The following is a 19,831-nucleotide window of genomic DNA, read 5'->3' as shown; positions in this document are numbered from 1 at the left end:
GCCGGACCCGTGGAAGAGTTTCCGCGGCGTGATGGCCGGGACTCTGATCCTGGAGGCCATCGTGGTGCTGCTGGCCCTGCCGGTGGTCGGTGCGGTCGGCGGTGGACTGACCGCCTTCTCGATGGCGTACCTGATCGGTTTCGCAGTGTTCTTGGTCCTGCTGTCCGGCATGCAGGGGCGACCGTGGGCACTGTGGGTGAACTGCGGTGCGCAGTTGGTGCTGATCGCCGGGTGGGTGATCTATCCGGGTGTCGGGTTCGTGGGTCTGGTCTTCGCCGTGGTCTGGGGTTTGATCGTCTACCTGCGGGCCGAGGTGCTGCGCCGGCAGCGCCGGGGCCTGCTCCCGGGGCAGCAGCATCCCGACTGACCAGGCAATACAAGGATTTCGCCTGCGTTGGGTACGCTGTGCGCCGTGACTGAGCGGACTTTGGCCCTGATCAAGCCCGATGGCGTCGAGCGGCAGCTGATCGGAGAGATCATCAGCCGGATCGAACGAAAAGGACTCACGATCGCGGCGTTGGAGCTCAAGCACGTCAGCGATGAGCTGGCGCGCGCCCATTACGCCGAACACGAAGGCAAGCCCTTCTTCGGCTCGCTGCTGGAGTTCATCACCGGCGGCCCGGTGGTGGCGGCGGTCCTGGAGGGCCCCCGCGCCATCGCCGCCTTCCGTCAGCTGGCCGGCGGCACCGATCCGGTGGAGAAGGCCACGCCCGGCACCATCCGGGGCGATCTCGGCCTGGAGACCCAGTTCAATCTGGTGCATGGGTCGGACTCGCCGGAGTCTGCAGAGCGCGAGATCGCGCTCTGGTTCCCCCAGTCCTGACCGCGGGTTCTCCGGCCCGCGCGGCTGGCTAACCCGAGTGTGGTCGGATACACCACTTCGGTATGGGATACTGGGTCCGGGTGTACGGCGTCAGACCGGCGGCGGACACCCGGATGAAGACTTTGACGTGCGCGACCACCGCTACCCGCGATGCGGCGCCGACCGTCCCAGCCATCATTCAACCCAGGCACCGGGTGGGTTCACAGAGCTTGTCATCAACGAGCCGCCCGGGGCGAGACCACAACAAGTTCGGTGCAGCCAGCCGAGCCCATAACCGAAGTCCTCGCGCGGCCGCGTTGTACAACGCGCCCGGGGGCTTGAAGGAGAGTACGTGGACGACGATGCAAAAATCCAAGACCACACCGACAGCAGCGCCGCGCAGGACAGCGCGCCCGCAGCCGGCGGCGTTTCCCCTGACAGCAGCGCTCACCCGGACATTCCCGAGCGACTGAGAGTCCATTCGCTGGCCAGGGTGCTCGGCACCACCAGTCGGCGGGTACTCGAGGCGCTGGCCGATCTCGACGGTCGTTCACGCAGTGCGCACTCCAGCGTCGACCGCAGTGATGCCGTGAAGGTGCGTGACGTGCTGGCCGCGGCCGAACAGGCCCAGGCTGGACCGGCACCGGCACCCGAGCCGGAGCCGGTATCCACACCCGAGCCGGAGCCGGCACCCGAGCCGGAGCCGGCACCCGAGCCGGAGCCGGCACCCGAGCCGGAGCCGGCACCCGAGCCGGAGCCGGTGGTCGAGACCGAACCGGTGGCCGAGACCGCGCCCGGCGAGGTCCCGGAGGGTGAACCCGAATCCCGCCTGCTGATGGAACTGCCGCCGGAGCCCGAATCGTCGGAGCCCGAATCGCGGGAGGCCGAAGCGGTGGTGGCCGACTACCTTCCGCTGTTCGTGGCCCCGCAACCGGTCACCGAACGCCCCGCTCAGGTGCGCGTCGACGAGACCGACGCCGATACCGACGATGACGACGACTCCGATGACGGAGACGACTCCGACGACGAGCAGGCCGAGAAGCCGGCCAACCGCAGGCGCAGGCGTGGTCGCCGCGGCCGCGGTCGGGGCCGGGGTGGTGACGCCGCCGACGGCGACGAGTCCGACGACGAGCAGACCGACAAACCCGTCGACACCGAGGACAAGGACAAGTCCGACGGCGATGACGACGGCGGGGACGACGAGGCCGGGGACGACGACGGCGAGGACGACGACAGCGGTAGCGGCGACGGTTCCAGCCGCCGCCGGCGCCGTCGGCGGCGCCGCAAGTCCGGCGGCGGGGAGGACGGGGAATCCGCCTCACCCGATGATCCGCCGAACACTGTCGTCCACGAACGCGCCCCGCGCAGCAAAGCCGAGAAGGCGGCCAAGGCCTCCAACGAGATCCAGGGCATCAGCGGGTCGACCCGCCTGGAGGCCAAACGCCAGCGCCGCCGCGACGGCCGCGACGCGGGTCGCCGTCGGCCGCCCATCCTGTCCGAGGCCGAGTTCCTGGCCCGCCGCGAGGCCGTCGAGCGCACCATGATCGTGCGCGACAAATCGCGCGTGGAGCCGCCGCACGCCGGCGCCCGCTACACCCAGATCGCGGTCCTCGAAGACGGCGTGGTGGTCGAACATTTTGTGACCTCGGCTGCTTCCGCCTCTCTGGTGGGCAACATCTACCTCGGCATCGTGCAGAACGTCCTGCCTTCGATGGAGGCCGCGTTCGTCGACATCGGCCGCGGCCGCAACGGTGTGCTGTACGCCGGTGAGGTGAACTGGGAGGCCGCCGGCCTCGGCGGGGCGCAGCGCAAGATCGAACAGGCACTCAAGCCCGGTGACTATGTGGTGGTCCAGGTCAGCAAGGACCCGGTGGGGCACAAGGGGGCGCGGCTCACCACACAGGTGTCGCTGGCCGGCCGCTACCTGGTGTACGTCCCCGGTGCCTCGTCGACCGGAATCAGCCGCAAGCTTCCCGACACCGAACGGCAGCGGCTCAAGGAGATCCTGCGCGAAGTCGTCCCCGCCGATGCCGGGGTGATCATCCGGACCGCCTCCGAGGGGGTCAAGGAAGAGGACATCCGCGGCGACGTCGAGCGGCTGCAGAAGCGCTGGGCCGAGATCGACGCCAAGGCCGCCGAGGTCACCGCGAAGAAGGCCGGCGCTGCGGTCGCGCTCTACGAAGAGCCCGACGTGCTGGTGAAGGTGATCCGCGACCTGTTCAACGAGGACTTCTCCGGGCTGATCGTCTCCGGTGACGAGGCCTGGAAGACCATCAACGATTACGTCCAGTCGGTGGCACCCGAGCTGATGGGCAAGCTGACGAAGTACGAGGCCGCCGAGAACGGTGGCCCGGACGTGTTCGCGGTGCACCGCATCGACGAGCAACTCACCAAGGCGATGGACCGCAAGGTGTGGCTGCCCTCGGGCGGCACCTTGGTGATCGATCGCACCGAGGCCATGACCGTGGTGGACGTCAACACCGGCAAGTTCACCGGCGCCGGCGGCAACCTCGAGCAGACCGTCACCAAGAACAACCTGGAAGCCGCCGAGGAGATCGTGCGCCAGCTGCGGCTGCGCGACATCGGCGGCATCGTGGTGATCGATTTCATCGACATGGTGCTGGAGTCCAACCGGGATCTGGTCCTGCGCAGACTCACCGAAGCTCTGGCGCGGGACCGTACGCGCCACCAGGTCTCCGAGGTGACGTCACTGGGCCTGGTCCAGCTGACCCGCAAGAAGCTGGGCACGGGCCTGGTCGAGGCGTTCTCCACCACGTGCACACACTGCGCGGGTCGCGGCATCGTGCTGCACGCCGATCCGGTGGATTCGGCACCTCAGGCGCCGGCGCGCAAGGCAGAGGCCTCCGGCGGGAGCCGGCGCAGCAAGCGTTCCGGCAAGCGCGGCAAGGCCGAAGAGCCGACACCGGAAGTGGCCCGGGTGCCGGCGCACAGTGTCGAACATCCGATGTTCAAGGCCATGGCTGCAGCCAACGGCAAGCACGGGGACGACGCCGAGGACGAGGACGAGGCCCTGACCGAGGAAACCGTGCACGACGCGGTGGGTGAGGAGCAGTCCGAGGAGCGGGTGGGCCTCGACACCGACGACGACTTCGAGGAGTCGGAGGACGACGACACCGACGACGACGAGACCGACGAGGACGAGGACATCGACCTCGATGACGACGACGACGAGGACGACGACGACGATGTCGAGCTCGTTGACGGCGAGGACGACGACGACTCCGATGACGACGAAGACGAGGACGAACCCGAGCCCGAACCTGTTGTCGAGGTGATCGCTGCGCGGCCACGGCGCAGGCGCGCCGCGGCACGTCCTGCCGGCCCGCCGGCAGGATGATGTCGACCGTCACCCGCAGGCGGTTTGCTTCCCAACATGCTGGTCACGTAACCTTGAGCAGTTGTCACGAGGCTCACGCCCGTGACCGTGGGTGAACCGCGAGCCGGATCAGCCCACGAACCCAAGACCTGCGCACGCGCCCCCGGGTGCTGCGCGCCCGAAAGCGATGAGTTAGGACCACGATGGCGACGTACGCAATCGTCAAGACCGGCGGCAAGCAGTACAAGGTCGCCGTCGGTGACATAGTCAAGGTCGAGAAGCTGGAGATCGAGGCCGGCGGCTCGGTGTCGCTGCCCGTGGCTCTGGTTGTCGACGGTGCCGATGTCACCACCGACGCCGCGGCGCTGGAGAAGGTTGCCGTCACCGGTGAGGTGCTCGAGCACACCAAGGGCCCCAAGATCCGCATCCACAAGTTCAAGAACAAGACCGGCTACCACAAGCGCCAGGGGCACCGTCAGCAGCTGACGGTCCTCAAGGTCACCGGCATCAAGTAGCGAGGGAGCGAAACATGGCACACAAAAAGGGCGCTTCCAGCTCACGCAACGGTCGCGACTCAGCCGCCCAGCGGCTCGGCGTCAAGCGCTTCGGCGGCCAGGTCGTCAAGGCAGGCGAGATCATCGTCCGCCAGCGCGGCACTCACTTCCACCCCGGCGTGAACGTCGGCCGTGGTGGCGACGACACGCTGTTCGCGTTGTCGGCCGGCGCTGTCGAGTTCGGCAGCAAGCGCGGTCGCAAGACTGTCAACATCGTTCCGGCTAACGCCTGACGTTCCGAGGACCACGCCTGCGAATGTGAAGCTGCTGCGAGTTCTCGACAGAATTTGCACTAGCTTCACATTGCACAGGAAGGTCGTCCGATGGCACCCCGCTTCGTCGACCGCGTAGTCATCCACGCCCGCGCCGGAGCCGGTGGTCACGGGTGTGCCTCGGTGCACCGCGAGAAGTTCAAACCCCTCGGCGGACCCGACGGCGGCAACGGCGGTCGCGGCGGCAGTGTCGTCCTGGTGGTCGACCCCCAGGTGCACACCCTGCTGGACTTCCACTTCCATCCGCACATCGTCGCGCCCTCGGGCAAGCAGGGTGCGGGCAGTAACCGCGACGGCGCCCACGGCGACGATCTCGAGGTCAAGGTGCCCGACGGCACCGTGGTTCTCGATGAGCAGGGTCGGCTGCTGGCTGACCTGACCGGTGCGGGCACCCGCTTCGAGGCGGCCGTCGGCGGCCGTGGCGGCCTCGGCAACGCCGCACTGGCCTCCCGCGCCCGCAAGGCACCCGGCTTCGCCCTGTTGGGCGAAAAGGGCGACGAGCGTGAACTCACCTTGGAGCTCAAGACCGTTGCCGACGTCGGCCTGGTCGGGTTCCCGTCTGCCGGCAAGTCGTCGCTGGTCTCCGCCATCTCGGCGGCCAAGCCCAAGATCGCCGACTACCCGTTCACGACCTTGGCGCCGAACCTCGGTGTGGTCTCCGCCGGGGACCACACGTTCACTGTCGCCGACGTGCCCGGGTTGATCCCCGGTGCCTCCGAAGGCCGTGGGCTCGGCCTCGATTTCCTGCGCCACATCGAGCGCTGCGCGGTCCTGGTCCACGTGATCGACTGCGCCACCATGGAACCCGGCCGCGACCCGATCTCGGACATCGACGCCCTCGAAGCCGAGCTGGCCGCATACCAGCCGACGCTGCAAGGCGATTCGACGCTGGGCGATCTGACCGAGCGGCCCCGGGCGGTGGTGCTCAACAAGATCGATGTCCCCGATGCCTTGGAACTCGCCGACTTCGTCCGAGACGACATCGCCGCCCGCGGTTGGCCGGTCTTCGAGGTATCGACCGTGGCGCGGATCGGGTTGCGGCCCTTGACCTTCGCTCTCTGGGATCTGGTGTCGGCCTACCGTGCTGCGCAGCCGGTGCTGGCTCCGCGGCGGCCGGTCATCCGGCCCATCCCCGTCAACGAGAAGGCATTCTCGGTACACCCAGACGGTGACGGCGGCTTTGTGGTGCGTGGTGTGCGCCCCGAGCGCTGGATCGCCCAGACCAACTTCGACAACGACGAAGCCGTCGGCTACCTCGGTGACCGGTTGGCGCGCCTCGGCGTCGAAGACGAACTGTTCAAGCTGGGCGCACGCCCGGGTTGTGCTGTCACCATCGGCGACATGACCTTCGACTGGGAGCCCCAGACACCCGCCGGCGTCGACGTGGTCCCGACCGGCCGCGGCACCGACGTCCGGCTCGAGCGCAGTGACCGGGTGGGTGCCGACGAGCGCAAGGCGGCCCGCAAGGCGCGCAGACAAACCGGTGAGCCGGAGTGAGCGTCCACCGCGACGCCATCCGTACCGCACGCAGCATCGTCGTCAAGATCGGCACCACTGCGTTGACCACGCCTACCGGGGTGTTCGATGCCAGCCGGCTGCAATATCTCGTCGATGCCATCGAGCGGCGGATGAAGGCCGGCTCCGATGTGGTGATCGTGTCCTCCGGCGCCATCGCCGCAGGCATCGAACCACTCGGATTGTCCAGGCGCCCCACGGATCTGGCCACCAAGCAGGCGGCCGCCAGCGTGGGGCAGGTGGCGTTGGTGAACTCCTGGAGCGCGGCGTTCGGCAAGTACCAGCGCACCGTCGGCCAGGTGCTGCTGACCGCCCATGACATCTCGATGCGCGTGCAGCACACCAACGCCCAGCGCACCCTGGACCGGCTGCGTTCCCTGCACGCGGTGGCCATCGTCAACGAGAACGACACGGTGGCCACCAACGAGATCCGTTTCGGCGACAACGACCGGCTTTCGGCCCTGGTGGCCCATCTGATCGGCGCCGACGCCCTGGTGTTGTTGTCCGACATCAACGGTCTCTACGATTCCGATCCCCGCAAATCTGATGCGCGCTTCATCCCCGAGGTGTCGGGTCCCGACGACCTGGACGGCGTGATCGCCGGTCGCGGAAGCCATCTCGGCACCGGCGGCATGGCGTCGAAATTGTCCTCGGCGCTGCTGGCCGCGGACGCCGGGGTGCCGGTGCTATTGGCCGCCGCCGGCGATGCCGCCGATGCACTGGGTGAAGGGTCGGTGGGCACGGTGTTCGCGCCGCGGCCCACCCGGATGTCTTCGCGGCGGTTCTGGGTGCGCTACGCCGCCGAGGCTGCAGGCAGTGTCACCCTCGACGACGGCGCGGTGCGCGCGGTGACCGAACGCAGGCGCTCGCTGCTGCCGGCCGGGATCACTTCGCTGGCAGGACGTTTCGTCGGCGGCGACGTCATCGAACTCAAAGGCCCGGACGGCGGCGTGGTGGCCCGCGGAGTCGTGGCCTACGACGCGGCCGAACTGGCGACCATGATGGGCCGCTCCACCTCGGATCTCCCGGCCGACATGCGCCGCCCCGCTGTGCATGCCGACGACCTGGTGGCCTGCTAAGCGGGCGTGAGATACAGTGCGGCCCAGACGATCTGCGTCAGCGCTTCGGCCAGCTCCGCGTCGTACTCCGGGGGCCGTCCCGGCAGGTTCTGCTGACACGAGCGTTCCACCATCCAGGTCAACGAGGTGGCGGTGGCCTCCGGGGGGAGCTCGGGGCGGATGGTGCCTGCGGCCTGCCCCTCCTCGATCACCCTGATGACCTGTCCGGCGATCTCGGTCAGGAGTTCGCGGTAGGTGGCCGACACCTGCGGGTCGTAACCGGCCATCTCGCTCAGCGCGACCAGCAGCGGCTGATGCCGGCGGTACTGGGACACCACGGCCGTCATGGCGGCGCGCACATCGGCGGGATCACGGCGGGCGGCCACCGACCACCATCTCGAGGCGCCCGCAGCGAGGTCACCGAACACCTGTCCGGCCAGCCGGCGCAGCAGATGACCTTTGTCCTCGAAGTAGATGTAGAAGCTGGCCCGCGAGATCCCGGCTTCGCCGGCCAGTCGATCGACGCTCAGCTCGGTGAAGCTGGCGCCCTCGTTGACCAATCGCTCGGTGGCGGCCAGCAGGTCCCGCTCGATCTGCTCGCGCCGCTGCTGGCGTTTGGCCTGCGGCTTACGGGTGACCGACGGCATCAGTGAAGGATACGCACCAGGTTGACTAGACACAGTGTCTAGACTTATCGTCACCGGCATGACTGTGCCGTCGATCACATCTGATCCCGCCCGCGCATACGACCCGATCGACCTGTCGTCGCGGGCGTTCTGGTCCACCACCGCAGCGGATCGGGAACGGTCGTTCGCCGAACTGCGGGCCCGGTGTCCGGTCAGTTGGCACCCGCCCGTCGAGGACGCCCTGATGCACGACCCGGCCGATCGTGGCTACTGGGCCGTGACCCGGCACGCCGACATCGTTGCCGTCAGCCGCAACAGCGAGGTGTTCCTGTCGGGCAAGGGGGTGCTCTTCGAGAACATCCCCGAGGAGCTGCTGGAAGCCTCGCAGTCGTTCCTGGCGATGGATCCGCCGCGGCACACCATGATTCGCAAGGTGGTGCACGCGGCCTTCACCCCGCGCCAGGTCCGCCGCATCGAAGACTCCATCAAGGCCAACGCCGCCGACATCGTGGCCGAGCTCGCCGCGGCAGGCAAGGGGGCCGATTTCGTCGAGCACTGCGCCAAGGAGCTGCCCATCCGCACCCTCTCGGACATGGTGGGCATCCCCACCTCCGAACGCCAGCAGGTGGCCCGTGCCGCCGACGCGCTGGTGTCCTGGGCCGACCCGGTGTACCTGGCCGGCCGCAACCCGCTGGAGGTGCTGCTGGAGAACCAGATGTATCTGCACCAGGTCGCGGGTGCGCTGGCCGCCCACCGCCGGGCCGAGCCCGGTGACGACCTGATCAGCAGCCTGGTGCACGCCGAGGTCGACGGCGACCGGCTCACCGATGCCGAGGTGTCGGCGTTCTTCGTGCTTTTGGCGGTGGCCGGTAACGACACCACCCGCCAGACCACCAGCCATGCCGTCAAGGCCCTGACCGACAACGCCGACCAGCGCGCCTGGCTGCTGGACGATCTCGAGACGCGCATCGGGCCCGCGGTCGAAGAGTTCATCCGCTGGGCCTCGCCGGTGATGACCTTCCGCCGCACCGCAGCCACGGACGTCGAGCTCGCTGGGCAGACGGTGCGGGCGGGGGAGAAGGTGGTGATGTTCTACTCCTCGGGCAACTGGGACACCGAGGTGTTCGAATCACCGGAGCGCTTCGACGTCGCCCGGCATCCCAACCCGCACCTGGGCTTCGGTGGCGGCGGCCGGCACTTCTGCCTCGGCGCACACGTGGCGCGGGCTCAGCTGCGGGCGCTGTTCACCGAACTGCTGACCACCCTGCCCGGCATCGAGGTCGGCGAGCCCGCCTATGTCCCGGGCAACTTCGTCCACGCCGTCAGGGCGCTGGAGGTCACGAGCGCGCCGGAACCGCACCCAGCTCGTCGGTGAGCAGCACCAGCATCTCCGAGCAGCCGCTGTTGATCTTGACCGCTGCCTGCTCATCACCGCGGGTGGGGCCCCGGTTGATGATGGCCACCGGCATGCCGGCGGCCGCGGCGTGGCGGACGAAGCGATAGCCAGAGAACACCGTCAGTGACGAGCCGGCGACCAGCAGCACGTCGGCGGCGTCCACCATCGAATATGCCTGTGCGACGCGCTCTTTCGGAACACTCTCGCCGAAGTAGACGATGTCGGGTTTGAGCATGCCCGAGCACCGCGGGCAGTCCAGGTAGCGGAAGCTCGAGGTGTCGGTGACCGTGGCGTCGGCGTCGGGAGCCACCGCGATCCCGCCGAGCGCCTCGGCGCGCTCGATGAAGCCCGGGTTCAGCGCCTCCAACTCCTCGGCCAGCTGCGCGCGGGTCATGGTGAAATCGCAGGCCAGGCAGATCACCTGGGCGTAGGTGCCGTGCAGGTTCACGACGTTGGCGCTACCGGCCTTGGTGTGCAGCAGGTCCACGTTCTGGGTGATCAGGCCGCTCACCACGCCGGCGCGTTCCAGCGCGGCCAGGGCGCGGTGGCCGGCGTTGGGCAGGGTCTCGGCCATGTGCCGCCAGCCCACGTGGTTGCGGGCCCAGTAGCGTTGCCGGAACTCCGGGTCAGAGGTGAACTGCCGGATGGTCATCGGGTTGCTCGGCGGTGAGTCCGGGCCGCGATAGTCCGGGATGCCGGAGTCGGTCGACATGCCCGCGCCGGTCAGCACAGCCACCCGCCGCTCGGCCAGCAGCGCGACGAGTTCTGGTGCTTCCACTCCATCGAGAATAGCGCTCACCCGGGTCAGTCCAGGCAGTCCGCCGCATCCACGATCGACGCCCGCATGTTGCTCTCCATCATCGTCAATGCCGCCCGGCCCAGCTCGTTGTCGATGGCGGCCACGCAGTCGCGGGCCACCACCACCTCGAAGTGCCGGACGTAGGCGTCGAGTGCGCTGTAGAGGATGCACTGCTCGGTGACCTGGCCGGTGAGGATCACCCGTTGGGCGTCGAGCTGGTTGAGCAGATATCCCAGCGACGTGGCGTAGAACGCACTGTGGCGGACCTTCATCAGGAATCGGCAGTTCTCGTCGGGGACGATGGGTTTGACGAGGTCCGGACGCGCCCCGTCCAGGGCCGAGGCCACCAGTCCGGAGTGGTCGGCGGTGAAGTCGCCGTAGTTGTCGTTGACGTAGATCAGGTCGGCGTCATCGCGCTTGCGGGTCCGCGCAATCAGGTCCGCCAACGGCTCCACGGTGGGCTCGACGTTGGGGACCAGCTTGTCGGCGTCGGGGTGTTCGTAGGTGTTCAGCATGTCGATGACGAGGACGGCGGTTGCGGTCATAGGGGCGGCGTACCCGGTTAAACGAAGTCCACCCACCACTGGTGCACGGTGTCCAGATCGCTGCCCTGGGCCAGCCCGAGCATCAGATCGGAGCTCTTGGTCCACACCACCTCGGGGCTGCCCTCGAAATTCCCGCACGCCACCGACCCCTCGGTTTGGCCTGGGGTGGAGTCGTAGTCCCAGGTGCTCGGCGACGGCCGGCCGCCGGGGCAGTCCACCACGGCGTCCTCGTCGAGAGCCGAGGCGAACCCACCGTCGAGGGCCTCGACGGTGGGAAACAGGGAGTAGCGGGCCGTCTCCGGGCCGCCGGGGTTGGAGTTCTGACCGCAGTCCACCGTCGCCAGCGCATCGGCGACGGGCGGCCGAACCGGCTCGCACGACCGGTATCCCGACGGCACGGCCTCCAGCAGTCGCCGCAGCACCGGGGTCACCGTTTCGTGTGCGGGCACACTGACCGCCGTCTTCGGGGTCGAGATGACCGTGCGCGTGATCGTCAGCGTCGAGGTCACGGCTGCCTCGGGCGCACGCAGGGTCCAGGTGGCTGCCACCGCGGCCGCCAACACCGCCACCCCCGCCAGCGCCAGAGCCACCGTCCGGCCGCGCCGTGACGCCGGAGCCGGGGCGGGACCCGGCGCCGGTGGCGGTGGCGGTGGCGGTGCAAAGGTCAGGGTGGCCTCGGCCGCCCGCGCCAGCTCGCCGGCGGTGCGGAAGCGGTCCTCGGGTTTTTTGGCCATGCCCTGGGCCACCACCGCGTCGAGAGCCGGCGGCAGCCCGGCCAGCACCTGGCTGGGACGCGGCGCCGGTTCCATCAGGTGTGCGGTGATCAGCACACTCACGCTGTCGCTGCGAAACGGTTTGGCACCGGTCAGGCATTCGTAGAGGACGCACGCCAGCGCGTAGACATCGGCGCGGTGGTCCACGTGGTCATGGGTGAAGCGTTCCGGCGCCATGTAGGCGAATGTGCCGATGGCGCTGCCCTGTTCGGTCAGTGTCTCGTCGGTGGCCGCGTTGGCGATGCCGAAGTCCACCAGATAGGCGAAGTCCTCCGCATTCACCAGGATGTTCTCGGGTTTGACGTCGCGGTGGGTGACCCCGGCCGCGTGGGCGGCGTCCAGCGCCGAGGCGATCTGACGCACGATGGACACCGCGCGCGCCGGTGGCAGGGGACCGCCCCGGCTCAGCAGCGAGCGCAGGTCCACCCCATCGATCAGGCGCATGTCGACGAAGAGCTGGCCGTCCACCTCGCCGAAATCGTGGATCGGAACCACATGCGGCTCTTGGAGTTTGCCCGCCGAGCGGGCTTCGCGTTCGAGCCGGGCGCGGAAGGTGGGGTTGTGGGACAGCTCGCGCGGCAGCAGCTTCAGCGCCACCGTGCGGTCCTTGACGGTGTCGCGGGCCTCGTACACCTCGCCCATCCCGCCGCGTCCGATCAGCCGGGTCAGCTCGTAGGGACCGACCCGGGTGCCCACCCGGTCATCCATGCGCGTCGCCGAGGCGAAAGACGAAGGTGTGGTCGCAGATTCGGATCGTGTCGCCGTCGGCCAGGGCGGTGCTGCCGCGCACCGGAACGTGCCCGACCTCGATGCCGTTGGCGGAGCGCAGGTCGCTGATCACGTGGCTGGTTCCGGTGTCGATCAACGCGGCGTGGTGGCGGCTCACCGAGGCGCTCGGGAGCACGATGTCGTTGTCCTCGAGACGCCCGATGCGCGTGGCCACCGCCAGCAGCGGGTGCCGGCGGCCGGCCGGATCCTCCAGGTAGGCACCGGTGCCCGCGGCGGCCGTCGCGGTGCGCCGGTCCAGCTGGGTCACGTCGCCGACGGCTGCGGTGCGCGCGGACAGCGCGGCATCCACCGGTTCCTGCCGCAGGATCTGTTCGTGTAGGGCGCGCAACGTCGGCCCGGGATCGATGCCCAGCTCGTCGGCCAGGGCGCGCTTGAGCCTGCTGTAGGCCGCCAGCGCGTCGTGCTGGCGTTCACCCAGGTAGTAGGCGGTGATGAGTTGGGCCCACAGCGGCTCGCGGAACGGGTGCTCGGCGGTCAGTGTCTCCAACTCGGGAAGAACTGTCGCTGCGCGCCCGCAGGCGATCTCGGCCTCGGCATGTGCGGTGACGGCCACCAACCGGTCCTCGGTCAGCGCGGTGGCCAACGGGTCGACGAACGCGAAGTCCACCAGATCCTCGAGCACCGGCCCGCGCCATTGGTGCAACGCCACCGCCAGGTGCCGGCTGGCCAGGGAGAACTGACCGGCTGCGGCGGCCCGCACCCCGGCGGCCTTCTCGGCGGCGAAGCGCCCGAGGTCCAGGTCGGCCTCGGCGACTGTGAGCCGATATCCCGGCGGCGCGTTCACCAGCGCGTCCGGGCCGGCGCCGGCCCTGGACAGCAGCTTGCGCAGGTTGGAGATGTAGGAGTGCAGGCCGGCCCGTGCACCGGCAGGCGGGTCATCGCCCCAAGCGGCGGTCAGTAGTGAGTCCACCGCCACCGGCCGGTTGCGGTTGACCAGCAGCACCGCCAGCACCGCCCGCTGCTTCGGGGTGCCCAGCGTCACCGGGGTGCCGTCGACGGTGATCTGCAGCGGCCCGAGCACACCGAACTGCACTGGTCGCCCCGTCATCGCGCGTGTCCGTGCCCCTCGTCTCGGCCTGTGGTGGCAGCTTAGATTGTGCCGCCTGAGCGCCGAATCGCCGGGTTGAGGGCAATAGTCCGGCGACAGACGGGAACAATGACACGGTGATGGACTTCTACTCCGCCTACCACCACGGGTTCGTGCGGGTCTCCGCCTGCACCCTGCACACCACCCTCGCCGATCCCGGCGCCAATGCCGACGCCGTGCTCCGGATCGCCCGGGAATGCCACGACGACGGGGTGGGCGTCGCGGTGTACCCCGAGCTCACACTGTCGGGATACTCGATCGAGGACATCCTGCTGCAAGACACCCTGCTGGACTCGGTCGAGGCCGCGCTGCGCACCGTCATCGACGGCTCGACCGATCTGCTGCCGGTGCTGGTGGTGGGGGCGCCGCTGCGCCACCGGCACCGGATCTACAACTGCGCGGTGGTGATCCACCGCGGCACCGTGCTCGGCGTCGCGCCCAAGTCCTACCTGCCCACCTACCGGGAGTTCTACGAGCGCCGCCAGACCGCGCCCGGCGACGACATCTCCTCTGAGATCCGGTTCTCCGGCGTGACGGCACCGTTCGGGCCGGATCTGCTGTTCGACGCCACCGACGTGCCCGGCTTCGTGCTGCACGTGGAGGTCTGCGAAGACATGTGGGTGCCGATCCCGCCGAGTGCCACGGCCGCCCTCGCCGGCGCCACCGTGCTGGCCAATCTGTCCGGCAGCCCGATCACCATCGGCCGCGCCGAGGACCGGCATCTGCTGGCCCGGTCGGCGTCCTCGCGCTGCCTGGCCGCCTACGTCTACGCCGCCGCGGGGGAGGGGGAATCCACCACCGACCTGGCGTGGGACGGCCAGACGATGATCTACGAGAACGGGGTGATGCTGGCCGAGTCGCAGCGCTTCCCCAAAGGCGCGCAGCGCAGTGTCGCCGACGTCGACGTGGACCTGCTGGTGGCCGAGCGCCTGCGGATGGGCACTTTCGACGACAACCGGCGCCACCACGCCGCCGCGGTGGACGGCTTCCGGCGCGTCGAATTCGCCCTGGACCCGCCCACCGGTGACCTCGGTCTGCGACGGGACGTCGAGCGGTTCCCATTCGTGCCGTCGGATCCCGCACGGCTGCAACAGGATTGTTACGAGGCCTATAACATCCAGGTCGCCGGCCTCGAGCAACGGCTGCGGGCGCTGAGCTATCCCAAGGTGGTCATCGGTGTCTCCGGCGGCCTGGACTCCACCCACGCGCTGATCGTGGCGGCCCGGGCCATGGACCGCGAAGGCCGCCCCCGCAGCGACATCCTGGCCTTCACGCTGCCGGGCTTCGCCACCGGGGACCGCACCAAGAGCAACGCGATTGCCTTGAGCAAGGCCCTGGGCGTGACGTTCGAAGAGATCGACATCCGCGACACCGCGACGCTGATGCTCACCGAGATGGGGCACCCGTTCGGCCGGGGCGAGAAGGTCTACGATGTCACGTTCGAGAACGTGCAGGCCGGTCTGCGCACCGATTACCTGTTCCGGATGGCCAATCAGCGCGGCGGGATCGTGCTGGGCACCGGTGACCTCTCCGAACTCGCGCTGGGCTGGTCCACCTACGGGGTGGGCGACCAGATGTCGCATTACAACGTCAACGGCGGAGTGCCGAAGACGTTGATCCAGCACCTGATCCGCTGGGTGATCGCATCTGAGCAGTTCGACGACGACGTGCACGCCGTGCTGCAGTCGGTGCTCGACACCGAGATCAGCCCGGAGCTGGTGCCGGCCGGTGAGGACGAGGAGATCCAGAGCAGCGAGAGCAAGGTGGGACCGTACGTCCTGCAGGACTTCTCACTGTTCCAGGTGTTGCGCTACGGCTTTCGGCCGTCGAAGGTGGCGTTCCTGGCCTGGCACGCCTGGCACGACGTCGCTGCGGGGGACTGGCCGCAGGGATACCCCGACGACAAGCGGCCCGCCTACGACCTGGCCGAGATCCGGCACTGGCTGCAGGTGTTCGTCCAGCGGTTCTACTCGTTCAGCCAGTTCAAGCGCTCGGCACTGCCCAACGGGCCGAAAGTGTCTGCCGGTGGTGCACTCTCGCCGCGCGGCGACTGGCGGGCCCCGTCGGACATGTCGGCGCGCATCTGGCTCGACGAGATCGAGCGGGAGGTGCCGGCCGAGTGAATCGGCCTGCGCACTAGGCTGGCGGGCATGAGTGAGCAGGTCCGTTTTCTGCTGGATGAGTCTGAGCTGCCGACACATTGGTACAACATCGTCGCGGATCTGCCCACCCCGCCTCCGCCGCCGCTGCACCCGGGCACCCATCAACCGGTGGGCCCCGATGACCTCGCGGCGCTTTTCCCGCCCGAGCTGATCGCCCAGGAGGTCAGCGCGCAGCGCTACATCGAGATCCCCGAACCGGTGCGCGAGGTGTACCGCCAGTACCGCCCGTCGCCCCTGGTCCGGGCTCGTCGCTGGGAGCGGGCGCTGGGCACGCGGGCGCGGATCTACTACAAGTACGAGGGTGTGTCGCCGGCCGGGTCGCACAAGACCAACACCTCGGTGCCGCAGGTGTATTACAACAGCCTGCACGGCACCACCCGGCTCACCACCGAGACGGGGGCCGGGCAGTGGGGCACCGCCCTGGCCTACGCGTGCTCGCTGTTCGGCCTGGAGTGTGAGGTATGGCAGGTGGGCGCCTCCTTCGACGGCAAGCCGCAGCGCCGCACGCTGATCGAGGTCTTCGGCGGTACGGTGCACCGCTCGCCGAGCACCCTCACCGAGTTCGGCCGAACACTCGCGCAGGATCATCCCGGTTCGCTGGGAATCGCGATCTCCGAGGCCGTCGAGGTCGCCGCCGGTGATCCCGCCACCAAATATGCCCTGGGCTCGGTGCTCAACCATGTGCTGCTGCACCAGACCGTCATCGGTGAGGAGGCGCTCAAGCAGTTGGCGCTGGCCGGTGAGGACGGGGCCGATCTGGTGATCGGTTGTGCGGGCGGCGGTTCCAACCTGGCCGGTCTGACGTTCCCGTTCCTGCGGGAGAAGCTGGCGGGCACCAGCTCGCCGCGATTGCTGGCCGTCGAGCCGGCGTCGTGTCCGTCGCTGACGCGCGGTGAATACCGGTACGACTTCGGGGACACCGGCGGGATGACCCCGTTGATGAAGATGTACACCCTGGGTCACGATTTTGTCCCGTCGCCCATCCACGCCGGTGGGCTGCGCTACCACGCCATGGCGCCGCTGGTGTCGCACGTGGTGGCCGAGGGGCTGCTGGAGGCCACCGCGCTGGCGCAGAGCGAATGCTTCGACGCCGCACTGCAATTCGCGCGCACCGAGGGCATCGTGCCGGCGCCGGAGTCGGCCCACGCGCTGGCCCAGGCGCGGCGCGAAGCCGACGCCGGGGGTGAGCAGGTGATCGTGGTGGGGCTGTCCGGGCACGGACTGCTGGAGCTGGGCGCCTACCACTCCTACCTGACCGGTGGGCTGTCGGACGACCCCCTGTCCGACGAGGCGCTCGCGACCGCGCTGGCGGGAGTCGTCACCCTCTAGTCGCGCACCACGGCGTCCTCGATGGCCTCGTCATAGGGGGCGCAGTCACCGGCGCCGGGCACCAGCGTCGCCAGGGCACCGGCCGCGCAGGCACGGCGCAGGGCGTGGTCGCGGTCGCCGGCCCACCCGGCGGCCAGCACGCCGGCGAACACGTCGCCGGCGCCGGTGGTGTCCAGCGCCTCGACCGCCGGCGCCGGTACCTGCACGTCGCGACCGTCACCAACGTGAGTCGCGCCCTGCGCGCCGCGGGTGGTCACCAGATGCGGGACGGGCCACGTCCAGTGCCGCGCCTCGGACTCGTTGACGATGACCACGTCGGTGGCCGCGGCCAGTTCGCCGAGCAGAGCAGGGTCCCCACCGGCGGGGGAGGCGTTCACCATCACCGTCACCCCGGCCGCGCGGGCGGCCCGGGCCGCCACCAGTGCCGTGTCCAGCGGGATCTCCAACTGCAGCAACACCACGTCGGCGTCGGCGACGAGGTCGCGCAGGGGCTGGGAATCCAGCGTCAGGTGGCCGTTGGCACCGGGGGCCACGACGATGGTGTTCTCGCCGTCGGCGTCCACCACGATGGCGGCGGTCCCGCTGGGGCCGGGCACGGTGAGCACACCGTCGAGCCTGATCCTGTTGTCGGCCAGATGGTCTCGCAGCTGACCTGCGTTGGCGTCCGTGCCGACGGCGGCCACCAAGGTCACCTCGGCGCCCGCCCGTGCGGCGGCGATGGCCTGGTTGCCGCCCTTGCCGCCCGGCACCGAGCGTGCACCCGACCCCAGCACCGTCTCCCCGGGCTTCGGCAGGGCCGTCACCTCGAAGACCACGTCCATGTTGACGCTGCCCACCACGGTCACCTTCATGCCGTCACCGAGAACCCGTCCGGCAGCGCCACCCGCCCGGTCAGGGCCAGCAGCACCGCGGGCCCGTGGGCGAGGGCCACCGCGATCTCCGCGGCGAGCAGGGTGGACTCCCGCACCGCGTCGGGTGCCGGGGTGAACGGCACTCCCGCCGCTGCGGCGATGTCGAAGCCGTGCACGGTCAGCTCGAACACCCGCGTCGGCAGGTATCCGGAGATTCGCATGCCCGCCCCGCCCAGGACGGCGATCACCTCATCGTCGCGGCCGGCCAGCTTGTCCAGCGCGTCCTGGGTCAGCAGCGCCACCGCGTGTGCGGGGTCGTCCCCCAACCGGGCGCCGGCGACGCGGCCCCGCTCCAATACGGCGGCGGTTCCCTCGGCAGAGGCGACCTCGGCAACCATCCGGTAGTACTGCACCGGGCCGTCGATGTCGACGCTCGCGGCGGGGGTGTCCAGGTAGGTGATGACGGTGGTCAGCGACCTGGAGGTGTGGCCGATCAGCGCCCGCAAATCCCAGTCGCCCAGCCCTGGTCCGTCGAGCCGGCCGGCCGGGATACGTCCCACCAGGTCGGTGAAAGCGCGCGCCGCGTGCGCGTAGGTGGTCACCACATCCATGCCGTGAACCTACCGCTGCGGTCCGCGGTGCCGGGGTGCGGTCGGCCGATCCGTGGTATGCCCGATAAGCTGGGCTAATGAGTCTGGAAGCGCCGACGCTCACAGGACTGCGCGAGACCGTGCACGACGCCGCCAAGCGGGCCCGGGTGGCCGGCCGCACACTGGCCACGCTGTCGACCGTGATCAAGGACCGTGCCCTGCACGCCGCCGCGGATGCGGTGCTCGCCCACGCCGAGCAGATCATCACCGCCAACGGCGCGGATCTGGAGACCGCCCGCGCGGCCGGGACCAGCGACGCCATGCTCGACCGCTTGGCGCTCAACCCCCAGCGCATCGACGGCATCGCCGCCGGCCTGCGACAGGTGGCCGGGCTGCCCGACCCGATCGGTGAGGTGTTGCGCGGACGCACCCTGCCCAACGGGTTGAGGCTGCGCCAGCAGCGGGTTCCCCTCGGTGTGGTCGGCATCGTCTACGAGGGCAGGCCCAACGTCACCGTCGACGCCTTCGGTCTCACCCTCAAGAGCGGCAATGCCGTGCTGCTGCGCGGCAGTTCCTCGGCCGCCCACTCGAACGCCGCGCTGGTGGCGGTGCTGCGCGACGCGCTGGTCGCCGAAGGGCTGCCCGCGGACGCCGTGCAACTGCTGCCCAGCGAGGACCGCGCGTCGGTGACCCACCTGATTCAGGCCCGCGGGCTGGTGGATGTGGTGATACCGCGGGGCGGCGCCGGCCTGATCAACGCGGTGGTCCGCGATGCGCTGGTGCCCACCATCGAGACCGGGGTCGGCAACTGCCACGTCTTCATCCATGCCGCCGCCGATCTCGATGTCGCAGAGCGCATCCTGCTCAACGCCAAGACCCGCCGCCCCAGCGTCTGCAACGCCGCCGAGACCCTGCTGGTGGACTCCGCGATCGCCGAGCACACACTGCCCAGGATGGTCGAGGCGCTGCAGGCCGCCGGCGTCACCACCCATCTGGACCCGTCGGAGGAGGAACTGCGCGCCGAGTTCCTGTCGATGGACATCGCCGTGGCCGCGGTCGATGGGGTGGACGGGGCCATCGCCCACATCAACGAGTTCGGCACCGGGCACACCGAGGCGATTGTCACGACGGATCTGGCTGCCGCACAACGCTTCACCGAGCAGGTGGATGCGGCCGCGGTGATGGTGAACGCCTCCACCTCGTTCACCGACGGCGAGCAGTTCGGCTTCGGCGCCGAGATCGGCATCTCCACCCAGAAACTGCACGCCCGCGGACCCATGGGGCTGACCGAACTGACATCGACCAAATGGATCGTCTGGGGCGACGGCCAGACCCGACCTGCCTGA

18 protein-coding genes are annotated in these 19,831 nt (G+C 69.4%); 11 read left to right on the top strand and 7 right to left on the bottom strand.

Features of this window, described 5'->3' with window-relative positions:
- The first annotated feature begins 31 nt into the window (after positions 1–31).
- The 7 genes from G6N58_RS29765 to proB all read left to right on the top strand — a co-directional run bounded on the left by G6N58_RS29765 (position 32) and on the right by proB (position 7,559).
- Positions 32–367, top strand: a complete 336-nt coding sequence (locus G6N58_RS29765; RefSeq protein WP_115281951.1) for a DUF4233 domain-containing protein — start codon at positions 32–34, stop codon at positions 365–367.
- Positions 368–412: 45 nt separating this feature from the next.
- A complete protein-coding gene (gene ndk, locus G6N58_RS29760) occupies positions 413–823 on the top strand; it encodes a nucleoside-diphosphate kinase (RefSeq protein WP_068920037.1) in 411 nt (136 codons plus the stop codon).
- 349 nt (positions 824–1,172) lie between these two features.
- Positions 1,173–4,160 (top strand): ribonuclease E, encoded by a 2,988-nt coding sequence (gene rne, locus G6N58_RS29755; protein ID WP_163908704.1) that lies wholly within the window; start codon positions 1,173–1,175, stop codon positions 4,158–4,160.
- Positions 4,161–4,342: 182 nt separating this feature from the next.
- Positions 4,343–4,654, top strand: a complete 312-nt coding sequence (gene rplU / locus G6N58_RS29750) for a 50S ribosomal protein L21 (RefSeq protein ID WP_115280350.1) — start codon at positions 4,343–4,345, stop codon at positions 4,652–4,654.
- A 14-nt stretch (positions 4,655–4,668) separates the two neighbouring features.
- Positions 4,669–4,926, top strand: coding sequence for a 50S ribosomal protein L27 (rpmA, locus tag G6N58_RS29745; protein ID WP_115280351.1), 258 nt, complete (start codon positions 4,669–4,671; stop codon positions 4,924–4,926).
- Between the two features lie 90 nt (positions 4,927–5,016).
- Positions 5,017–6,462 carry a GTPase ObgE gene (gene obgE / locus G6N58_RS29740; protein ID WP_115280352.1) on the top strand — a complete coding sequence of 482 codons (1,446 nt, stop codon included), beginning with the start codon at positions 5,017–5,019 and terminating at the stop codon, positions 6,460–6,462.
- Positions 6,459–7,559 (top strand): glutamate 5-kinase, encoded by a 1,101-nt coding sequence (gene proB / locus G6N58_RS29735; protein WP_115280353.1) that lies wholly within the window; start codon positions 6,459–6,461, stop codon positions 7,557–7,559. The genes obgE and proB overlap by 4 nt, the downstream gene beginning before the upstream one ends.
- Here proB and G6N58_RS29730 read toward each other — a convergent pair.
- The gene (locus G6N58_RS29730) at positions 7,556–8,185 is read right to left on the bottom strand and encodes a TetR/AcrR family transcriptional regulator (protein WP_163908549.1); all 630 of its coding nucleotides are present in this window, start codon (positions 8,183–8,185) and stop codon (positions 7,556–7,558) included. The genes proB and G6N58_RS29730 overlap by 4 nt on opposite strands.
- 58 nt (positions 8,186–8,243) lie before the next feature.
- Between G6N58_RS29730 and G6N58_RS29725 the strand changes: the two genes are divergently transcribed.
- Complete coding sequence (locus G6N58_RS29725; RefSeq protein ID WP_115280354.1) at positions 8,244–9,539, top strand: cytochrome P450; 1,296 nt, start codon at positions 8,244–8,246, stop codon at positions 9,537–9,539.
- Here the strand turns inward: G6N58_RS29725 and G6N58_RS29720 are convergent.
- Genes G6N58_RS29720 through G6N58_RS29705 form a run of 4 tightly spaced genes read right to left on the bottom strand, consistent with a single transcriptional unit; the run spans position 9,502 to position 13,514 of the window.
- Positions 9,502–10,338 carry an NAD-dependent protein deacetylase gene (locus G6N58_RS29720; protein ID WP_115280355.1) on the bottom strand — a complete coding sequence of 279 codons (837 nt, stop codon included), beginning with the start codon at positions 10,336–10,338 and terminating at the stop codon, positions 9,502–9,504. The two genes, G6N58_RS29725 and G6N58_RS29720, sit on opposite strands and share 38 nt — an antisense overlap.
- Positions 10,339–10,364: 26 nt before the next feature.
- Positions 10,365–10,904 carry a cysteine hydrolase family protein gene (locus tag G6N58_RS29715; RefSeq protein ID WP_115280356.1) on the bottom strand — a complete coding sequence of 180 codons (540 nt, stop codon included), beginning with the start codon at positions 10,902–10,904 and terminating at the stop codon, positions 10,365–10,367.
- Positions 10,905–10,921: 17 nt separating this feature from the next.
- The gene (locus G6N58_RS29710; RefSeq protein ID WP_115280357.1) at positions 10,922–12,385 is read right to left on the bottom strand and encodes a serine/threonine-protein kinase; all 1,464 of its coding nucleotides are present in this window, start codon (positions 12,383–12,385) and stop codon (positions 10,922–10,924) included.
- Positions 12,378–13,514 carry a BTAD domain-containing putative transcriptional regulator gene (locus G6N58_RS29705; protein WP_115280358.1) on the bottom strand — a complete coding sequence of 379 codons (1,137 nt, stop codon included), beginning with the start codon at positions 13,512–13,514 and terminating at the stop codon, positions 12,378–12,380. The genes G6N58_RS29710 and G6N58_RS29705 overlap by 8 nt, the downstream gene beginning before the upstream one ends.
- A gap of 119 nt (positions 13,515–13,633) precedes the next feature.
- On the opposite strand from G6N58_RS29705, the gene G6N58_RS29700 reads away from it, so the two are divergent.
- On the top strand, positions 13,634–15,676 hold the full coding sequence (locus G6N58_RS29700) for an NAD(+) synthase (RefSeq protein ID WP_115280359.1): 2,043 nt from the start codon (positions 13,634–13,636) through the stop codon (positions 15,674–15,676).
- 27 nt (positions 15,677–15,703) lie between these two features.
- Positions 15,704–17,044, top strand: coding sequence for a TrpB-like pyridoxal phosphate-dependent enzyme (locus G6N58_RS29695; protein WP_115280360.1), 1,341 nt, complete (start codon positions 15,704–15,706; stop codon positions 17,042–17,044).
- Here G6N58_RS29695 and G6N58_RS29690 read toward each other — a convergent pair.
- On the bottom strand, positions 17,041–17,895 hold the full coding sequence (locus G6N58_RS29690; RefSeq protein WP_115280361.1) for a ribokinase: 855 nt from the start codon (positions 17,893–17,895) through the stop codon (positions 17,041–17,043). The two genes, G6N58_RS29695 and G6N58_RS29690, sit on opposite strands and share 4 nt — an antisense overlap.
- Positions 17,892–18,506, bottom strand: a complete 615-nt coding sequence (locus tag G6N58_RS29685) for a maleylpyruvate isomerase N-terminal domain-containing protein (RefSeq protein ID WP_115280362.1) — start codon at positions 18,504–18,506, stop codon at positions 17,892–17,894. Before G6N58_RS29685 ends, G6N58_RS29690 begins: the two co-directional genes overlap by 4 nt.
- A gap of 77 nt (positions 18,507–18,583) precedes the next feature.
- On the opposite strand from G6N58_RS29685, the gene G6N58_RS29680 reads away from it, so the two are divergent.
- On the top strand, positions 18,584–19,831 hold the full coding sequence (locus G6N58_RS29680) for a glutamate-5-semialdehyde dehydrogenase (protein WP_115280363.1): 1,248 nt from the start codon (positions 18,584–18,586) through the stop codon (positions 19,829–19,831).

The organism is Mycolicibacterium tokaiense (assembly GCF_010725885.1).
GTDB lineage: Bacteria > Actinomycetota > Actinomycetes > Mycobacteriales > Mycobacteriaceae > Mycobacterium > Mycobacterium tokaiense.
This window is presented reverse-complemented; position numbering and strand designations above follow the sequence as displayed.

Coding starts and splice junctions, on each gene's coding strand:
- G6N58_RS29765 (WP_115281951.1), top strand. CDS start 32: ATGGCCGGGACTCTGATCCTGGAGGCCATCGTGGTGCTGCTGGCCCTG.
- rplU (WP_115280350.1), top strand. CDS start 4,343: ATGGCGACGTACGCAATCGTCAAGACCGGCGGCAAGCAGTACAAGGTC.
- rpmA (WP_115280351.1), top strand. CDS start 4,669: ATGGCACACAAAAAGGGCGCTTCCAGCTCACGCAACGGTCGCGACTCA.
- obgE (WP_115280352.1), top strand. CDS start 5,017: ATGGCACCCCGCTTCGTCGACCGCGTAGTCATCCACGCCCGCGCCGGA.
- G6N58_RS29730 (WP_163908549.1), bottom strand. CDS start 8,185: ATGCCGTCGGTCACCCGTAAGCCGCAGGCCAAACGCCAGCAGCGGCGC.
- G6N58_RS29725 (WP_115280354.1), top strand. CDS start 8,244: ATGACTGTGCCGTCGATCACATCTGATCCCGCCCGCGCATACGACCCG.
- G6N58_RS29715 (WP_115280356.1), bottom strand. CDS start 10,904: ATGACCGCAACCGCCGTCCTCGTCATCGACATGCTGAACACCTACGAA.
- G6N58_RS29710 (WP_115280357.1), bottom strand. CDS start 12,385: ATGGATGACCGGGTGGGCACCCGGGTCGGTCCCTACGAGCTGACCCGG.
- G6N58_RS29705 (WP_115280358.1), bottom strand. CDS start 13,514: ATGACGGGGCGACCAGTGCAGTTCGGTGTGCTCGGGCCGCTGCAGATC.
- G6N58_RS29700 (WP_115280359.1), top strand. CDS start 13,634: ATGGACTTCTACTCCGCCTACCACCACGGGTTCGTGCGGGTCTCCGCC.
- G6N58_RS29695 (WP_115280360.1), top strand. CDS start 15,704: ATGAGTGAGCAGGTCCGTTTTCTGCTGGATGAGTCTGAGCTGCCGACA.
- G6N58_RS29690 (WP_115280361.1), bottom strand. CDS start 17,895: ATGAAGGTGACCGTGGTGGGCAGCGTCAACATGGACGTGGTCTTCGAG.
- G6N58_RS29685 (WP_115280362.1), bottom strand. CDS start 18,506: ATGGATGTGGTGACCACCTACGCGCACGCGGCGCGCGCTTTCACCGAC.
- G6N58_RS29680 (WP_115280363.1), top strand. CDS start 18,584: ATGAGTCTGGAAGCGCCGACGCTCACAGGACTGCGCGAGACCGTGCAC.